This is a genomic window from Sphaerisporangium viridialbum, from assembly GCF_049674955.1.
Classification (GTDB): Bacteria; Actinomycetota; Actinomycetes; order Streptosporangiales; family Streptosporangiaceae; genus Sphaerisporangium; species Sphaerisporangium viridialbum.
Map to the genome: position 1 here is coordinate 2982108 of NZ_CP187232.1, position 13605 is coordinate 2995712.

Genomic DNA, 13605 nt, shown 5'->3' on the forward strand with positions numbered 1-13605 from the left:
CCGGGTGGAAGTCAAGATCTGCGGACCTAGGCGTTCGGCACAGCGCGATAAATATCTGGGCGCCGGTGCTCCAGGGAGGGAAGCGTGGCGCGCACGCGCTCGGTCTCGGCCGGGTCGATCTCGACGACATGGACGGCGCCTGCGGGGCCCAGATCGGTGCGAACCACTCCTATCGGGTCGACGAGCATGCTCCTGCCGACTCCGAAGCCGTCCCTGGCCTCGGGGTTCGGGGCCTGCCCGACCGCGACCGTCCACATGGTGTTCTCGATGGCCCGCGCCCTGACCAGCGTGGCCCAGTGCTCTTCCTTCATCGGGCCAGAGCCCCACGCGGCGATCACGACGAACGCGTCGGCGCCCTGGTCGACCAGAGCGCGCGCCAGCTCGGGGAACCGGATGTCATAACAGGTGATCAGGCCGACGCGCAGGCCCTCCAGCTCCACGACCACCGGCGTGTCGCCTGGCGCGACCAGGTCGGACTCGCGGGCGCCGAAGGAGTCGAACAGGTGGATCTTGCGGTAGGCGCCCAGCAGCCTGCCGCGCCGGTCGAGGGCGACGGCGGTGTTGTGCACCCGGCCCCCGGCGGGCTCGAAGGTGCCGAGGATGACCGCGACCTCGTGCGCCCGCGCCGCGTCGGCCACGGCCGTGACGAACGGGCCGTCGAGCGGCTCGGCGTGCTCGGCGACGCCCTTGCCGAACCGGGTCAGCGTGGCCTCGGGGAACACGGCCAGGGTGGCGCCGCGCGAGGCGGCCCTTCCGAGGGCGTCGCGCACGCACTCGAGGTTGCTCTTGGGATCCTCGGACACCGGGATCTGGCACAGGGCGATGCGGGTCACCGCACAAGCCTAAGGCCAGAGGCCTCGCCTACCGAGAGCCACGGCCGGGTCAGGCCGGAGGGCCTTCGGCCGGGCGCCGGTTCGGCACGATCTCCCACCAGGTGAGGCACCGCCACGCCCACTCCAGCGGGCCGTACCTGAAACGCGCCAGCCACCAGTGGGCGAAGGCCGCCTGCACGGCGATGGTGACCGCCGCGACGGCCACGACCCCGGTCCTGCCGCCGTCCAGCACGAGGAGGGGCAGCGCCGCGAGGATGGCGAGGGTGCTGGAGACGTACGCGCTGAGCGCCATCCGCCCGAGCGGTTCGAGGAACGCCAGGGAGCCGGGCCGGTGGCGCAGCAGGAGCAGCACGCCCGTGCAGTAGGCCGTCGCGGCGGCGAGGCCGGCGAGCGGGTAGACGCTCACCGTGTACGGGAAGTCGAACGCCCCCGGACGCCCCCACAGGTACACCCACGCTCCGGTGAGCGCCACGCCGAGCAGGGCACTGGTGAGGAACGCGGGTTTCAGGGCGCGCGGCCCCGGGGCGTACTCGATCACCGCCATGCCGAGCAGGAACACGCCCGGGATCAGCCAGACCCCTCCGGCGTGCGCGAGCGCCGCCCACAGCGTGGCGGCGGCCCCGGCGAGCAGTACGGGCAGGCGGTGCAGGTAGGACGCCGGCAGCAGCACGATCGCCCCGGTGACGGCGTAGGGCAGCAGCACCTCGCCGGGGCTGGCCATCCGGTGGAGCAGCCCGAGGCAGGCCAGCACGGCGAGTCTGCGGAGCAGGACCAGCCGGGGGCGCGGCGTCCTGCGCGCGGCGGACCGGAGGAACAGGACGAAGCTCACGCCGAAGAGGAAGGAGAAGATGGGGAAGAAGCGGCTCTGCAGGAGGTTCTCGACGATCCAGTCGACGGGCGTCGTGGTGTGCCGCCCGATCGCGCCGACCGTGTGCTGCCAGGTGTTGACCAGCGTGATCCCGCACACCGCGAAGCCGCGCAGCGCGTCCAGCTCCCGGATGCGCGTCACCGGGGAGGACCAAAGTGATGCATCCCGCAATCGGGGGTAAACAGGGCGATCACTCGAAGAGGCTAGCGCGCGGCGGCCCGATAGGCTGACCGGCGTGAACGAACCTCTGGTCGCCCGCATGCGCGAGTTCGGCACGACGGTGTTCGCCGAGATGACGGCGCTCGCCGTACGGACCGAGTCGATCAACCTCGGGCAGGGTTTCCCCGACACCGACGGGCCCTCGGCGATGCTGGAGCGGGCCGTGACGGCGATCCGCGAGGGTTTCAACCAGTACCCTCCCGGGCCCGGCCTGCCCGAGCTGCGGCAGGCGGTCGCCGAGCACCGCAAGGAGCACTACGGGCTGGTCTACGACCCCGACCGCGAGATCCTGGTGACCCTGGGGGCCACCGAGGCGCTGGCCGCCTCCGTCCTCGCGCTGTGCGAGGCCGGTGACGAGGTGATCGTCTTCGAGCCCTACTACGACTCCTACGCCGCCGCGATCTCGCTGGCCGGGGCGGTGCGCAGGCCGGTGACGCTGCGCCCGTCCGAGGGCAGGTTCGCCTTCGACCCCGATGAGCTGCGCGCCGCTGTGGGCCCGCGCACCCGGGCGATCCTGGTCAACTCACCGCACAACCCCACCGGCACCGTCTTCACCGCCGACGAGCTGTCGGCGATCGCCGCCGTGTGCCAGGAGCACGATCTGATCGCGATCAGCGACGAGGTGTACGAGCACCTGACCTTCGACGGCGTGGAGCACATCCCGCTCGCGACGCTGCCGGGCATGCGCGAGCGCACCGTCATGATCTCCTCGGCGGGCAAGACCTTCTCGGTCACCGGCTGGAAGACGGGGTGGATCTGCGCGCCGGCCGAGCTGGTGCGGGCCGTCCAGACCGTCAAGCAGTTCCTGACGTTCACCGCGAACGCCCCGTGGCAGCTCGCCGTCGCCCACGCCCTCCGCGAGGAGCTTGGGTGGGTCGCCGGGCTCCGCGACGCGCTCGCCACCAAGCGCGACCGGCTGATGGCGGGGCTGTCCGCGGCGGGATTCGGCGTGTACCGCCCCGCCGGCACCTACTTCGTGCAGACCGATATCCGGCCGCTGGGCTTCACCGACGGCGTCGACCTGGCGAGACGCCTTCCGGAGCTGGCAGGTGTCGTCGCCATCCCCACCCAGGTCTTCTACGACCGGCCCGAGCTGGGCAGGCATTTCGTCCGGTTCGCCTTCTGCAAGAGGGACGAGATCATCGACGAGGCGGTCGCACGGCTCAGCCGTCTGCACGGGAAATCGGCTGACAGCGTTCTGTAAATAGTCATACACTCACCGTGTCCAATATCATCCTGATGCCGGATGCGTACCGTGGAGGTATGGCCATGACGCTTCGCCTGAGTGACGAGCAGACAGAGGCCCTGCGCCGGCGCGCCGAGAAGGAAGGGCGCAGCGTGCAGCAGGTCGTGCACGCCGCCGTGGACGAGTACATCGCGCGCCACGACGCCGACGAGGAGGTGCGCCGCCTCGGGGTCGCCGCGGTCAGGCGCTGGCGGTCCGTCCTCGACCGGCTCGGCGAATGACGCGCCCCCCGGCCCGCCCGCCTTCGGGACCCCGCCTGATCCACCCGGCCCCGGAGCCCGGCGGATGACGCGCTATCTGACCGTGGAGCAGGTGATCGACCTCGCCGAGCTCACGGCGGGGGCGCCTCCGGAGCTCGGTGACGCCGGGCTCCTCGACTCGGCCGTCCACCGGCCGCAGGCCTCGATGTTCGGCCACGAGGCGTATCCCCACATGCTGATCAAGGCCGCCTCGCTGCTCCACTCCCTGGCCGTCCACCCTCCGTTCGTCGAGGGCGACAAGCGGCTCGCCTGGGTGTGCACGGTGGTCTTCCTGGAATACAACGGCGTCGAGCTCGACACCGACGACGACTCGGTCTACGACCTGGTCTCCGCGGTGGCCTCGGGCGAGTTCGCCGAGGTGGACGAGATCGCCCAGGTCCTCTGGGGCTTCGTCGCCCCGGTCTAGGCGCCGGCCCGCACCCTGACGCCTCGCCGCCATCCCGGTCCGGCCGGGGATGGGGTCAGTCCCGGCGGTTGGCGCCGGCCTTGCTGATCGCGTAGGCGAAGTTGACGCACGCGATGAGGGCGAAGATCAGGACGAGCGGCAGCGTGCCGGCCGAGGTGCGCGCCACGATCGCCGTCAGGGGGATCGACATGGCCAGCGACCCGAGGCCGAGGGCCATCTGCGCCCAGTCGGGGTCCGGGCGCCGGGGCGCCCGCACGGCGAGCCTGGAGTCGATCACCGCGTTGACGCGGTCGACGAGCGACTCGGCGAGCTCCAGCTCGTACTGCGATCCGAGCTCACGGCGCGCGGCCATGGCGGCGGCGACTTCGTCGCGCTCTAGCTTCTGGGGCTCCACCCCCCGATTCTGCCCTGAATCACCCGCATGTGGTGACATTCCTGGCGATGAGCTCAGGGTTCCAGCCGGCCGCTAGCGGTAGTCGACCACCGGCACGTCCGACAGCCGTACGACCGCCGAGGCGATCTCGTCGGCGGCGGGGGCCAGCCAGCCGTCCGGCAGGGCGAAGAAGCCGGTCCGCACGTCTCCCCAGCGCGGCGTGTCCCGCTCGCCGGACAGCCTCCGGCGGTCCGCCGGCACGAACGCCACGACCGTGTCGCCGGGACGGCCGTTCCTGTACAAGGCGGGGAGGGGGAGGAGCCTGACCTCGGCGATGTCCTCCCACGCCAGCCGGATGTCCGGCACGCCCGGTATCACGACGCCGTCCGCGGCCACGACCAGTGCCGTGCGGTTCCCGCGGAGCCAGTACAGCCAGCGCAGCACGGCGGCGAACCCTTGAAAGAGCATGATCATGAGGATGATCAGGTATCCGAGGCCGTTCCGCATCTCACCCGAGGAGAGCAGGAGCGCGGCGAGGCCGATCAGCAGCCACAGGAGCATGCCGAGCGGGATGGTGTCCGCCCGCAGGAGCCGCCTGGCGGTGACGCGGGCGATCAGCCTCGCGCCCCCGACGTGTGTGCCCGGCGCGGAGACGAGTGGTGCGAACGCGCGGGGCTCCCGGTTCGCGGTGAGGATCCGGAGCAGCCGTTCGCGCCTGCCGCGAAGGATCTCGGCGGTGATGACGATGGGCAGGATGTTCGCCAGGGCGACGACGACGAGCCTGTCCGGCCAGGACATGTCCTCGGCGTCCCACAGGAGGGCGAGCGGGACGACGACGAGAACGCCCACGACGACCGCGTAGATCCACGCCGTCGGCCTGGCCAGCGCGGCTCCCGCGTAACGCGCCGAGACTGCGGCGACCCGTGGCCGGTGGTGGGGGCGCCCCCGGACGGCCTGGTCCTTCACGGCGCTCCGCGTCACCGCGTCGAGCCGCCGCCAGTCGGTGAGCGCGTCGGACGAGGTCATGGGGACCGCCAGGGGGACCGCCAGGGGGACGGGCACGAGCCGTGCGGGCTGCTGGGGTAGAACGTGTGGCGGACGGCCCGCTCGGTGGCGGGCGGCCGACCTTGGCCAGTATGACGCCGTGGACCGCTCCTGAACAGGTGTTCACCGATGTGCGGGCTCTCTGAGGCCGGATAGTGGCGACGGAGCCATCAAGGCGCTCGGTTTGGCGAATTACTCCGAAGGAGGCGTGGTTTGTGGGCAATTATGGCCAATGAGGTGGCGTGCCAGTGTGGATAGCTTCGGGCTGTGGCTGAACGTGTACTGATCGCTCTCGGTGGCAACGCGATGACCGCGCCCGACGGCAGCGCGTCGCCGGTCGATCAGCGGCAGGCCGTCGAAGGGGCGATGGCGCACGTCGCCGCGTTGATCTCCGAGGGTCACCAGGTGATCCTCACGCATGGCAACGGTCCCCAGGTGGGCAACCTTCTCCTGAAGAACCAGCTCGCCGCCGACGTGGTGCCCCCCGTGCCGCTCGACTGGTGCGGCGCGCAGACCCAGGCCACGATCGGCGTGCTGATCCTCAACGCCCTCGGCGGCCGTACGGCCGTGGTGGTGACGCGGACGCTCGTGGACGCCGGCGATCCGGCGTTCCAGAACCCGGTCAAGCCCATCGGCAGGTACTTCACCGAGGCGGAGGCGCGCAGGTTCGAGGAGCTGGGCCAGACGTGGCGGGAGTTCCCCGGCAGGGGCTTCCGGCGGGTCGTGGCCTCACCGCGCCCTCTGGAGATCCTCGACGCGCCGGCCGCGCTCGCCCTGATGGACGCGGGGTACACGGTGGTGGTCGCGGGAGGCGGGGGAGTGCCCGTCGTCCGCCGCGCCGACGGCTCGCTCGGCGGGGTCGAGGCCGTGGTCGACAAGGACACGGCCGCCGCGGTGCTGGCGCCCGCCGTACGGGCGACCGTGCTCGTCCTGGCCACCGACGTTCCCGGGGCCGTCGCCGGGTTCGGCACGGCCGAGGCCCGCCCGATCGGCCGCGTCACCGTCGGGGAGATGCGCGCGCTTCAGGCGGCGGGGCACTTCGCGAGTGGCAGCATGGGCCCCAAGGTGGAGGCGGCGCTGCGGTTCGCCGAGGGCGGCGGCCGGGCGGTGATCACCTCGCTGGAGCACATCGGCGGGGCGCTGACCGGCGGTGCCGGCACCATCATCGAGCCGTGACCGCCCGCGGCGCGAGGCGTGCCGTATTCATGCGTCCTGGATTAGACGAGTGAAATGACTGAGAGGTAGGAGATATGCCGGATCCGATCGAGGTGCGCAAGGTCGCCATCGAGAGCGTCACCGACGCCTCCGGGCTCGCGAAACTCATAGACGACGGGGTGATCGAGGCCGACCGGGTGCTCGCCGTGATCGGCAAGACCGAGGGCAACGGCGGCGTCAACGACTACACCCGCATCCTCGCCGACCGCGCCTTCCGCGAGGTGCTCGTCGCCAAGGGCACCCGTACGCCCGAGGAGGCCGCGCAGGTGCCGCTGGTGTGGTCGGGCGGCACCGACGGCGTGCTCAGCCCGCATGCGACGATCTTCGCCTCCGTGGACCCCTCCAGCGTCGAGCCCTCGGACGAGCCGCGCGTCTCGGTCGGCGTCGCGATGAGCGACGTCATCCTGCCCGAGGACATCGGCCGCCCCGCCATGGTGGAGAAGGTCGCCGCCGGCGTGCGCGAGGCGATGAAGATCGCGGGCATCGAGGATCCGGCCGACGTCCACTACGTCCAGACCAAGACCCCGCTGCTCACCCTCGCCACGATCACCGACGCGAAGTCGCGCGGCCAGGAGGTCGTGATCGAGGACACCGGCCCCTCCATGGACATCTCCAACTCCACGACCGCCCTCGGCATCGCGGTGGCGCTCGGCGAGATCGAGATGCCCTCGGCCGACCAGATCCACAAGGATCTGTCCCTCTACTCCAGCGTCGCCTCGTGCTCCTCCGGCGTCGAGCTCGACCGCGCGCAGATCGTCGTGGTCGGCAACGTGCGCGGCATCGGCGGCAGGTACCGCATCGGGCACAGCGTGATGAAGGACGCGCTGGACGCCGACGGCATCTGGGAGGCGATCCGCGGGAGCGGCATCGAGCTGCCCGACCGCCCGCACCCGAGCGACCTCGGCGACAAGCTCGTCAACGTGTTCATGAAGTGCGAGGCCGACCCGAGCGGCCGGGTGCGCGGGCGCAGGAACATCATGCTCGACGACTCCGACGTGCACTGGCACCGGCAGATCAAGGCCACGGTCGGCGGGGTGGCCGCGAGCGTCACCGGCGACCCGGCCGTGTTCGTCTCGGTCGCGGCCGTCCACCAGGGCCCTTCGGGCGGCGGCCCCGTGGCCGCCATCGCCGACCTCGGCTGACACGAGCGGACCTCGGCTGACACGAGCGGACCGGCGTGGCGGGTAGGCTCGCGGGTCGTGCCAAGCATTCCGCAGCCTCTGGTCCCCGGCGACGACGGCAGCGCCGACGCGTCCGTCGCGGCGGCGCTGGCCGCCTTCGCCGCCGGTACGGCCGACTCCACCGACGTGGTGTCGGCCCTGAGCACGGCGCGCCTGCTCGTGCCCGTCGTGGCCCTGCTGACGGAGTCCGAGGTCGGCGAGCACGGGCTCAGGCAGGAGAAGGAGAGCGAGATGGCCCTGCCGGTGCTGGTCGGCGCCGACGGCAGGAAGGCGGTTCCCGCGTTCACCGGGGCCGAGTCGCTGAAGCTCTGGCGTGCGGACGCCCGGCCCATGCAGGCCGTGACCCCGCAGGTCTGCCGGGCCGCGCTCGGCGAGGAGGCCGCCGCCGTCGTGATCGACGTGGCAGGTCCGGTGCCGTTCGCGATCGAGGGCGGCATGCTGCGTGCCCTCGCCTCGATCGGGCACGTCACGGCCGAGGGAGAGGGCATCCAGGCCCTGCTGAACGGGCTGGCCGAGCACGCCGAGGTGACCGTCGCCCGGGTTACCACCCCCAAAAGCGGATTTTTCCGGCGCTTCCGCCGCCCCAAGCACTGAACTCCCGAAGGTCGTCCACCCTTCCCTTTGAGTCCTCCGGTGAGTCCTCCGGTGAGTCCTCCGGTGAGTCCTCCGGCGATGGAGGCCGGTACGGCCCCTGGTTCCGGTCTCTGACGAGGGAGCCCAGTACGGCCCCGGGTCCTCAGGACAGGGACCCCGGTAGGACCCGGGCCTTCTCGTGATCCGGTCACCACCGGTCCAGGTGGTCCATCAGGGATTAGGGTCGGCGGGTGAGCTTCGTCGTCGCTGGGGCCGCGCTCCTCGGGCTGGTCGCGGGGTCTTACGCCCGCGCCCTGGCAAGCGGCTTCGGCCCGGCCGTCGGGCCTTACGACGACCGCCGCCCCGATGGCGATCGCCGGGCGGCCGAAGCAGGCCATCCGGCCGCCGGGCACGGCGGGAGCCCTCCGGCCGCCAGGCCCGATGGGGATCCGTCCGGGGAGCCGGAGGAAGTCCCCGAGGACGGGCTCTCGCCGGAGGTAACCCGCGAGGACAGGTTCTCGGGGCAGGAAGTCCCCGAGGACGGGCTCTCGCCGGAGGAAACCCCCGAGGACGGGCTCTCGCGGGAGGAGGCGGCCGAGGCGCGGCGGGCGTACCGGTTAGAGGCTCGTCAGGCGTTTCGCCGCATGGCGTGCGCCGTGCCGGTGCCCGCGTGGCCGCCCCTGGTGGAACTGGGCACCGCCGCCGTCTGCGCACTGGTCGCGTGGCGGCTCGGGTGGACTCCCTTGCTCGCCGCCTGGTCGTACGCGGCGGTGGCCGGGTGCGCGCTCGCCCTGATCGACTGGCGGACCCAGCGGCTGCCCGACGCCATCACGCTGCCCTCCTACCCGATCCTCGTCCTGCTGCTCGCCCCCACGGGCCACCTGATGGCGGGGCTGCTGGGCGGTCTGGCGCTGGCGGGCGTCTACGCGGTCCTGTGGTTCGCACGGCCCGGCGCGCTCGGGCTCGGCGACGTCAAGCTGGCCGGGCTCACCGGGATGCTGACCGGCGCCCTCGGCCTTGACGCCTGGATCACCGGCGCGGTGGGCGGCCAGTTCCTCGGCGCGCTCTACGCCGTCGTGCTGCTGGTCACCCGCCGGGGCACCCTGCGGAGCCAGTTCCCCCTCGGGCCCTTCATCCTCCTCGGAGCCCTCGCCGCGGTCCTGCGCTGATCGGCTGGGAGCCGTCGCCGGAACGACCGCGCTGATCGGGTCGGAGTCCTTGCCGCAGTGACCGCGCTGATCGGTTCAGGGGGCGGCGATGGCACTGGGCCGTGCATGGAAGACTTGTCATCATGTTGCGCTGGTTGACCGCAGGTGAGTCCCACGGCCCCGAGCTCGTCGCGATCCTCGAAGGGATGCCCGCCGGGGTCGAGGTGACGACCGCCGACGTGGAGCAGGCCCTGGCGAGGCGTCGCCTGGGTTATGGCCGCGGCGCGCGGATGAAGTTCGAGCAGGACGAGGTGACGATCGTCGGCGGCGTGCGCCACGGCCGCACGCTGGGCAGCCCTGTCGCGATCCGCGTGGGCAACACCGAGTGGCCCAAGTGGGAGACCGTGATGGCGGCCGACCCGGTCGACCCCGAGCTCCTCGCCGCCCAGGCGCGCAACGCCCCCCTGTCGCGCCCGCGTCCCGGCCACGCCGACCTGTCCGGCATGCAGAAGTACGGCTTCGACGACGCCCGCCCGATCCTCGACCGGGCCAGTGCCCGCGAGACCGCCGCCAGGGTCGCCCTCGGCCAGGTCGCGCGCAACTTCCTCAAGCAGGCGCTCGGCGTCGACATCGTCAGCCACGTGATCGCCATCGGCACCGCCGAGGCCCCGGACGGCCTCATCCCCGGGCCGGACCAGCTCGCCGCCGTCGACGAGCACCCGGCGCGCTGCCTCGATCCCGAGGCCGGCGCGGCGATGATCGAGGAGATCGACACGGCCAAGCGCGAGGGCGACACGCTCGGCGGGGTGGTCGAGGTCGTCGCGTACGGGCTGCCGCCGGGCCTCGGAAGCTACGTCCACTGGGACCGGCGCCTCGACTCGCGGCTCGCCGGGGCGCTCATGGGCATCCAGGCGATCAAGGGCGTCGGGGTCGGAGACGGGTTCGACACCGCGCGCAGGCGGGGCTCCCACGCCCACGACGAGATCGAGAACACCGCCGAGGGCGTCCGCCGCGTCACCAACCGCGCTGGAGGCGTCGAGGGCGGCATGACCAACGGCGAGCCGCTGCGGGTGCGCGCCGCGATGAAGCCGATCTCCACCGTGCCGCGCGCGCTCTCCACGATCGACGTGCTCACCGGCGAGCCCGCCAAAGCGATCAACCAGAGGTCGGATGTGTGCGCGGTTCCCGCCGCCGGTATCGTCGCTGAGGCGATGGTCGCGCTGGTGCTCGCCGACGCGGCCGTCGAGAAGTTCGGCGGCGACTCCGTTGAGGAGGTCGCCCGCAACCTTTCCGGCTACCTTTCGTCGATGGTGATCAAGTGACGTCTCCCAGAGCTGTGCTGGTGGGCCCGCCCGGGTCGGGCAAGTCCACCGTCGGCCGCCTGCTGGCCCATCGTCTCGGCGCGGCCTTCCGCGACACCGACACGGACGTGGAGGCCGTGGCGGGCAAGCCGGTCGCCGAGATCTTCGTCGACGACGGCGAGGAGCGGTTCCGCGAGCTGGAGGCCGCGGCGGTGCGCGAGGCGCTCGCCGAGCACGACGGCGTGCTCGCGCTCGGCGGTGGCGCCATCCTCAACGAGGCCACCCAGGAGCTCCTCGCCGGGCATTCGGTGGTCTACCTCCAGGTCGGCCTGTCCGACGCCGTGCAGCGGGTCGGTCTCGCGCAGGCGCGCCCGCTGCTCGTGCTCAACCCGCGCAGCCAGCTCAAGAGGCTCATGGAGGAGCGCCGCCCGGTCTACGAGCGGCTCGCCTCGATCGTCGTGGCGACGGACGGCCGGGCGCCCGAGGAGATCGCCGACGAGATCCTGAAGGAGCTTCCGGCGTGACGAGCACCCGCATCACGGTCAGGGGCGAGCGCCCGTACGACGTGGTCGTCGGGGCCGGTGTGCTCGCGGAGCTGCCGGGCCTGCTGGGCGACGGCGTGCGCACGGTGGCGGTGATCCACCCGGCGAGCCTTCCCGAGATCTCGCGCCCGGTCTGCGGGGTGCTGGAGGCCGCCGGTCTGTCCGTCGTGGCACTTCCCGTGCCCGACGGCGAGCGCGCCAAGTCGATCGAGGTGGCCGCCGAGCTCTGGTCGGCCCTGGGCCGGTACGGAGTGACCCGGTCGGACGCCGTGGTCGGCGTCGGCGGGGGAGCGACCACCGATCTGGCAGGTTTCGTGGCGGCCACCTGGCTGCGCGGGGTCAAGGTCGTCCAGATGCCCACCACGCTGCTCGGCATGGTCGACGCGGCGGTGGGCGGCAAGACCGGCATCAACACCCCCGAGGGCAAGAACCTCGTCGGTTCGTTCCACCCGCCGGTCGGGGTCCTGTGCGACCTCGCCACCCTGGTCTCGGTGCCGCGCGACGACTACGTCGCCGGGCTCGCCGAGGTCATCAAGGGCGGCTTCATCGCCGACCCGACCATCCTGCTCCTCATCGAGGACGACCCCGAGGGCGCCCGGGTGCCCGAGGGCCGGCACACACGGGCGCTGATCGAGCGCAAGATCCGGGTCAAGGCCGACGTCGTGGGGGCCGACCTCCGCGAGTCGGGCATGCGCGAGATCCTCAACTACGGCCACACGTTGGCCCACGCGATCGAGCGCGTCGAGAGCTACCACATGCGGCACGGCGAGGCCGTCGCCATCGGCATGGTCTACGCCGCGGAGCTGTCCCGGCTGTCCGGCCACGCCGGCCCGGGCCTCGTGGAGCGCACCCGGTCGATCCTGAGCTCGGTCGGCCTCCCGACGGCCTACCGCCACGAGGCCTGGCCCGAGCTGCGCGACCACATGCGGGTCGACAAGAAGAACCGCGGTGCCAAGCAGCGGTTCGTCATCCTCGACGACATCGGCAAGGTCGCGCGCCTGGAGGACCCCCCGGAGGAGCTGCTCGAGGCCGCCTACCGTGAGGTCGGACGATGACGGTCGGGCGTGCGGAGGGCACGGCGGAGATCGCGCCGACGGCGGCTGCCGAGGGCGGCCTCCGTGTCCGGCGTGAGCGGCACGGCAAGGGCGCGATGAGGATGAGGTTCGTCTGCGGCGCGGAGGGCGGGGCGCGATGAGAACGGTGTTCGTGTTCAACGGCCCGAACCTCGGGCGGCTCGGCATCCGGGAACCCGACGTCTACGGCGCGGCGAGCTTCGACGACCTGACCGCCCTGTGCCGCCGGACCGGCAGGGAGCTCGGCCTCACCGTGGACGTCCGGCAGACCGACGACGAGGCCGAGCTGGTGTCGTGGATCCACGAGGCCGCCGACGGGGCCATCCCGGTGGTCCTCAACCCGGCCGCCTTCACCCATTACTCCTACGCGCTGCGCGACGCGATCGCCCAGCGCACGGCTCCGCTGATCGAGGTGCACATCTCCAACCCCGCGTCGCGCGAGGAGTTCCGCCACACCTCGGTGGTCGCCTCGGTCGCCAGCGGCACCATCGCGGGGTTCGGCCTGCGGTCGTACGAGCTGGCGCTGCGGGCGATCGCGGAGGACGGGCGATGAGGGCCTACACCTCCTACGTCGCGATCGGCGACAGCTTCACCGAGGGGCTCAACGACCCCGGTGCGAACGGGCACTTCCGGGGCTGGGCCGACCGGGTGGCCGAGCGCCTCGCCGCGCTGGAGCCCGGCTTCCGGTACGCCAACCTCGCGGTGCGCGGCAAGCTGATCGACCAGATCGTGCGGCACCAGGTGCCGGTGGCGATCGAGCTGAAGCCAGACCTGGTCAGCTTCTGCGCCGGCGGCAACGACCTGCTGCGGCCGGGCAGCGACCCCGACCGCATGGCCAAGACGCTGTCCAGGGCCGTGCGCGACCTGCGCGCCACCGGCGCCGACGTCGTGCTGTTCACCGGGGTGGACCCGCGCGACACCCCGCTCATGCGGCAGGTGCGGGGCAGGTTCGCGGTGTTCTACCTGCACATCCGCTCCATCGCCGACCTGTACGGCTGCCACGTGGTCGACCAGTGGTCGATGCAGCCGATCCGCGACTGGCGGGCGTGGAGCGACGACAGGCTCCACATGAACGCCGAGGGGCACCGCCTGGTCGCCGCGAAGGTCTGCGAGGTCCTCGGCGTGCCGTCCGAGGACGACTGGCGCCATGCCTGGCCGCCCAGGGAGCAGGTCGACCGCAGGGCGAAGCTCCGCGAGGACCGCCTGTGGCTGCGCGAGCACCTGATCCCGTGGGTGGGCCGCCGCCTGCGGGGCACCTCCTCCGGCGACGCCGTCGACCCCAAACGCCCCCGCCTGGAGCCCTTCCACGGCCTCGAACCGTGA

17 protein-coding genes are annotated in these 13605 nt (G+C 72.2%); 13 read left to right on the forward strand and 4 right to left on the reverse strand.

The genetic code is table 11. The features are described 5' to 3' along the window. Positions 1-26: 26 nt before the first annotated feature. Together ACOZ38_RS13185 and ACOZ38_RS13190 are read right to left on the reverse strand one after the other, a co-directional pair. Positions 27-833 (reverse strand): carbon-nitrogen hydrolase family protein, encoded by an 807-nt coding sequence (locus ACOZ38_RS13185; RefSeq protein WP_424530724.1) that lies wholly within the window; start codon positions 831-833, stop codon positions 27-29. 49 nt (positions 834-882) lie between these two features. Beyond that, entirely contained in the window at positions 883-1842 is a 960-nt protein-coding gene (locus ACOZ38_RS13190; RefSeq protein WP_424530725.1) for a DUF418 domain-containing protein, read from the reverse strand. A gap of 94 nt (positions 1843-1936) precedes the next feature. Between ACOZ38_RS13190 and ACOZ38_RS13195 the strand changes: the two genes are divergently transcribed. The 3 genes from ACOZ38_RS13195 to ACOZ38_RS13205 all read left to right on the forward strand — a co-directional run bounded on the left by ACOZ38_RS13195 (position 1937) and on the right by ACOZ38_RS13205 (position 3832). Beyond that, the gene (locus tag ACOZ38_RS13195; RefSeq protein ID WP_424530726.1) at positions 1937-3124 is read left to right on the forward strand and encodes a pyridoxal phosphate-dependent aminotransferase; all 1188 of its coding nucleotides are present in this window, start codon (positions 1937-1939) and stop codon (positions 3122-3124) included. A 65-nt stretch (positions 3125-3189) separates the two neighbouring features. Continuing rightward, complete coding sequence (locus ACOZ38_RS13200; protein ID WP_424530728.1) at positions 3190-3387, forward strand: ribbon-helix-helix protein, CopG family; 198 nt, start codon at positions 3190-3192, stop codon at positions 3385-3387. 64 nt (positions 3388-3451) lie between these two features. Then, a complete protein-coding gene (locus ACOZ38_RS13205; RefSeq protein WP_405146724.1) occupies positions 3452-3832 on the forward strand; it encodes a type II toxin-antitoxin system death-on-curing family toxin in 381 nt (126 codons plus the stop codon). Between the two features lie 55 nt (positions 3833-3887). Here ACOZ38_RS13205 and ACOZ38_RS13210 read toward each other — a convergent pair whose 3' ends face one another. Together ACOZ38_RS13210 and ACOZ38_RS13215 are read right to left on the reverse strand one after the other, a co-directional pair. After that, positions 3888-4226 carry a hypothetical protein gene (locus ACOZ38_RS13210; RefSeq protein ID WP_424530730.1) on the reverse strand — a complete coding sequence of 113 codons (339 nt, stop codon included), beginning with the start codon at positions 4224-4226 and terminating at the stop codon, positions 3888-3890. 72 nt (positions 4227-4298) lie between these two features. Beyond that, the gene (locus tag ACOZ38_RS13215) at positions 4299-5231 is read right to left on the reverse strand and encodes a hypothetical protein (RefSeq protein ID WP_424530731.1); all 933 of its coding nucleotides are present in this window, start codon (positions 5229-5231) and stop codon (positions 4299-4301) included. Positions 5232-5516: 285 nt separating this feature from the next. On the opposite strand from ACOZ38_RS13215, the gene ACOZ38_RS13220 reads away from it, so the two are divergent. From ACOZ38_RS13220 to ACOZ38_RS13265, 10 genes are all read left to right on the forward strand, one after another. Further along, positions 5517-6425: a carbamate kinase gene (locus tag ACOZ38_RS13220; protein ID WP_424530733.1), complete on the forward strand. Its 909-nt coding sequence runs from the start codon at positions 5517-5519 to the stop codon at positions 6423-6425. A gap of 74 nt (positions 6426-6499) precedes the next feature. Beyond that, on the forward strand, positions 6500-7606 hold the full coding sequence (locus ACOZ38_RS13225) for a ring-opening amidohydrolase (RefSeq protein ID WP_424530734.1): 1107 nt from the start codon (positions 6500-6502) through the stop codon (positions 7604-7606). Positions 7607-7663: 57 nt separating this feature from the next. Beyond that, positions 7664-8239 (forward strand): SseB family protein, encoded by a 576-nt coding sequence (locus tag ACOZ38_RS13230; RefSeq protein ID WP_424530735.1) that lies wholly within the window; start codon positions 7664-7666, stop codon positions 8237-8239. A 230-nt stretch (positions 8240-8469) separates the two neighbouring features. After that, positions 8470-9387 carry a prepilin peptidase gene (locus tag ACOZ38_RS13235; protein ID WP_424530737.1) on the forward strand — a complete coding sequence of 306 codons (918 nt, stop codon included), beginning with the start codon at positions 8470-8472 and terminating at the stop codon, positions 9385-9387. Positions 9388-9509: 122 nt separating this feature from the next. After that, positions 9510-10688: a chorismate synthase gene (aroC, locus tag ACOZ38_RS13240; protein WP_424530739.1), complete on the forward strand. Its 1179-nt coding sequence runs from the start codon at positions 9510-9512 to the stop codon at positions 10686-10688. Continuing rightward, complete coding sequence (locus ACOZ38_RS13245) at positions 10685-11191, forward strand: shikimate kinase (RefSeq protein ID WP_424530740.1); 507 nt, start codon at positions 10685-10687, stop codon at positions 11189-11191. Before aroC ends, ACOZ38_RS13245 begins: the two co-directional genes overlap by 4 nt. After that, a complete protein-coding gene (gene aroB / locus ACOZ38_RS13250) occupies positions 11188-12264 on the forward strand; it encodes a 3-dehydroquinate synthase (protein ID WP_405146740.1) in 1077 nt (358 codons plus the stop codon). The genes ACOZ38_RS13245 and aroB overlap by 4 nt, the downstream gene beginning before the upstream one ends. Next, positions 12261-12404 (forward strand): hypothetical protein, encoded by a 144-nt coding sequence (locus ACOZ38_RS13255; protein WP_424530741.1) that lies wholly within the window; start codon positions 12261-12263, stop codon positions 12402-12404. Before aroB ends, ACOZ38_RS13255 begins: the two co-directional genes overlap by 4 nt. Next, a complete protein-coding gene (gene aroQ, locus ACOZ38_RS13260) occupies positions 12401-12835 on the forward strand; it encodes a type II 3-dehydroquinate dehydratase (RefSeq protein ID WP_424530743.1) in 435 nt (144 codons plus the stop codon). The genes ACOZ38_RS13255 and aroQ overlap by 4 nt, the downstream gene beginning before the upstream one ends. Beyond that, entirely contained in the window at positions 12832-13605 is a 774-nt protein-coding gene (locus ACOZ38_RS13265; protein ID WP_424530744.1) for an SGNH/GDSL hydrolase family protein, read from the forward strand. The genes aroQ and ACOZ38_RS13265 overlap by 4 nt, the downstream gene beginning before the upstream one ends.